Annotated in this window: 2 protein-coding genes and 2 pseudogenes; 3 read left to right on the top strand and 1 reads right to left on the bottom strand. The window is 59.6% G+C overall.

All coding sequences use genetic code 11. The annotated features are described in order from the left end of the window. Positions 1-99: cupin domain-containing protein (locus ACPYOJ_RS34160; protein WP_481419767.1), on the top strand; the 99-nt coding region annotated here is incomplete at its 5' end. A gap of 153 nt (positions 100-252) precedes the next feature. Here ACPYOJ_RS34160 and ACPYOJ_RS34165 read toward each other — a convergent pair. Continuing rightward, positions 253-1,038 carry an ImuA family protein gene (locus ACPYOJ_RS34165; protein WP_481420192.1) on the bottom strand — a complete coding sequence of 262 codons (786 nt, stop codon included), beginning with the start codon at positions 1,036-1,038 and terminating at the stop codon, positions 253-255. A 277-nt stretch (positions 1,039-1,315) separates the two neighbouring features. On the opposite strand from ACPYOJ_RS34165, the pseudogene ligD reads away from it, so the two are divergent. Both ligD and ACPYOJ_RS34175 read left to right on the top strand, forming a co-directional pair. Then, positions 1,316-2,367: pseudogene (gene ligD / locus ACPYOJ_RS34170) on the top strand (non-homologous end-joining DNA ligase). A 61-nt stretch (positions 2,368-2,428) separates the two neighbouring features. Further along, positions 2,429-2,521, top strand: a pseudogene (locus tag ACPYOJ_RS34175) (SOS response-associated peptidase); the annotation flags it as partial. Between the last annotated feature and the right edge of the window lie 429 nt (positions 2,522-2,950).

The following is a 2,950-nucleotide window of genomic DNA, read 5'->3' on the forward strand; positions in this document are numbered from 1 at the left end:
GATACAGGAGACGCTATATATTTTGACTCTAGCGTTCCGCACAGTTACCGCCGCGAAGGCAAGGAAATTTCAACCGCTATTGTTGTGACTTCTTCGTAAGCGGCCGTTGAGTGAATCCTCCTGAAACCCCGTCTCCGTACATTGGCAGCGTTGGTGGAGGACGTCAGGTTTCAAGTGCGGAGTTGCGTGTAATCAACGGGCGAGATGAGGGCGCATTAAGCATATCCGGTCCCGAAATCGTCCAGCCGACCTTCAGGCCTTCAGCGCGCAAGCCTTAATCTCGTTGGCGACCACGTGGTCACGCTGGCCTAGATAAACCGACTCCGTCACCTCAAGGATCAGGTGATTGAGCGGCACATCCGCCTCTTCGAAGACCTGCCAAATCTTGTCCCGCAACCCGCCTTTGCGGAAGTCGGCTGCGCCGCGATGGAACGCGCCCGCGACTAAGGGGCGCAACTGGCTGCGGAACTGTCCCTTGCCCGCCTGTTCCGATGGCATGACGCTCACCCGCCATCGCGTGGTCGACGCGGTCGGCTGGCCGAAATCATTCGCCTCCGTCTGCCGTCGCCATCGTCGCACCGCGAGCGCCAGCTGCAGCCGGCGTGAGCCGACCATAGGAAGGCGAACGATCTCGCCAACCACCGCGCCGAGTCCACCGAAGGAGAGCCCTTCCTCCATATTGGCGAGGACGTCCTCTTCCTTGTCGGACTCGACAAAGATCACCCGGTCGGGAAGCAACCCAACCCCAGCGAGTGCGGGAAAAAACAGGTCCGGCCGCGTCAGGCACCAGACAACGGGACCTTTGGTGCGGGCCACGATGCCGGCTGCGAAAAGCGCTGCCGCCGCCCCATCGACGGTACCCGCCCCGCCGCCGGCAAATTCATGCAGGGCGCCGTAGGCAAGGCCACCACCCGGCAGGACCGCATCGATTTCCGGTACCCCGAAGGAAAGACAGCCAGCCTTCCTGGCTGACACGCCCTCGAGCGAGGCGATGCGCTCGCGCAGATCGGAAATTACCCGCTCACGGGCAGCAGTCATCGTTCACGGCTCCCTTCAAGGTCGTGTTGGCGGCCGACATCATGTCGAGCAAATGCGGATGTTCTGTTTCTGTTCCTGTCGAAATGAAGAGTCAAGCAACTTGAAGGATGGGAATATTATCCTGAACATCAGGATTCAGAAGAATATCCATGAGAATCAGGCCGGTAGCGCCTATTGAGATTTTTTTCTTAGAACCCGCACCCTCTCCGGCGTGGATTGCGGGGACAAATCCGGTATCGTCACAGTGTCTTTAAGGTTTTTCTGCTGAACTGCCACCATGACGAAGCCTCCGAGATCAAAACCGCTCCTTCGTGACACCGAGGCTCCGATCCGTTCGCGGCCGCGCAAGAAGCGCAATCCGGCCCAGCCACAGCTGCTTTTCGATCCCATGCCCCGCCGCGTCGAGCCGGCGCTGGCGCTATTGAAGGCCAAGCCGCCCGCGGGAGACCAATGGAGCTGGGAGGTGAAATGGGATGGTTATCGGCTGGCTGTTCATATCGAGCCGCAACGTATCCGGATCCTCACCCGCGGCGGTCATGACTGGACGCATCGGTTTCCGGCGATCGAGCAGGCCGCCCGCGCGCTCGGGCCGGCGACGATGATCATCGATGGCGAAGCCGTGGTGCTCGACGAAGAGGGGCGGCCGGATTTCGGGCTGCTGCAACAATCGCTGGGCGCATCCGACAAAAAGCCTGGAAACCGTGCCTCGGACGCCATCCTCTACGCTTTCGACCTCATCTATCTGGATGGCCACGATCTGCGCGGTGTCGAATACCGTTCCCGCCGTCATCTCCTCGAAGACGCTCTGGACGGCAAGGACGGTGCCATCCGTTTATCAGAGACACTCGACGCCGAACCCGCCATCCTCCTGGAGTGTCTGCGGCCTCGGCCTGGAAGGGATTGTCGGCAAGCATTGTGATCAGCCCTATCGCTCCGGCCGGACCGGAGATTGGGTGAAAATCAAATGCGTGCAGAGCGAGGCTTTCTTCATCGTCGGTTATGAGATGTCATCGGGCGTCCCCTGTCGGCTTCGGCTCGTTGGTGCTTGCCGCCTATCGCGATGCCGATCTCGTCCACGTCGGAAACGTCGGCACCGGCTTCAAGGAAGCCGAGGCCATTAGGTTGCGGAAGATGCTGGACAAGCTGCGCTGGAAGCGAAAGCAACCGCCCCTGCCCTATTCCGGAAGTGCCGATATTGTTTGGGTCGAGCCAACCCTGATTGCCGAGATCGAGTTTCGCGCCTGGACGACGGACGGCAAACTTCGCCATCCATCCTACAAAGGCTTGCGAGAACGCCAGGACAATGCCGACGTCCTCCGGCTCGACTAGCGAAATCAGCGCCATACGCTAGATTGTCGTCCGTTCGAGCTCGGCGGAGTAGATATCTGGCATGTGCAACCTTTATCGCATGGAAGACAGGGACTGGGTAGCGAAATGGGCCCAGGATGCCGAAAGCCTGATCAACCTGATGCCGGCCTATCAGAAATAATGCAGCCTCGAACGCGATCGCCCAGCAGCTGTTCCTGGGCATGATGGGCGTAGCTGTCGGATCAATGTGGGAGCCGAGCTGCACGGAAGATGAGGGTAGGTCCCTCGAAACCGACCGTCAGGGGTAGGTTTCAAACCACTGCAAGCTGCGACGGTAAAGAGCCGTGGTGGTGAGCGTTGCAGAAAAGGCGGACTTTAGTCCGTCAGGTGAGGTTTAGAGAGACGAGCGCAAGCGAACCGCTGATGACGTGTCGAAAAGTGCAAGATGATGTCGAAACCGGGAGGAATTCGTTAGCCCGGGACGAGTCTGGGGGACGACCTGATTTCTGCCCAGGCGACATCCGGCATGAAGGCGGCGTGACTCTTCACCAGGCTTTCATGTGGAACGCGGGAACCTGTCGCTCCGATGTTAAGGGAGAACCCA

It is taken from the genome of Rhizobium sp. SVR5-9E (assembly GCF_056755095.1).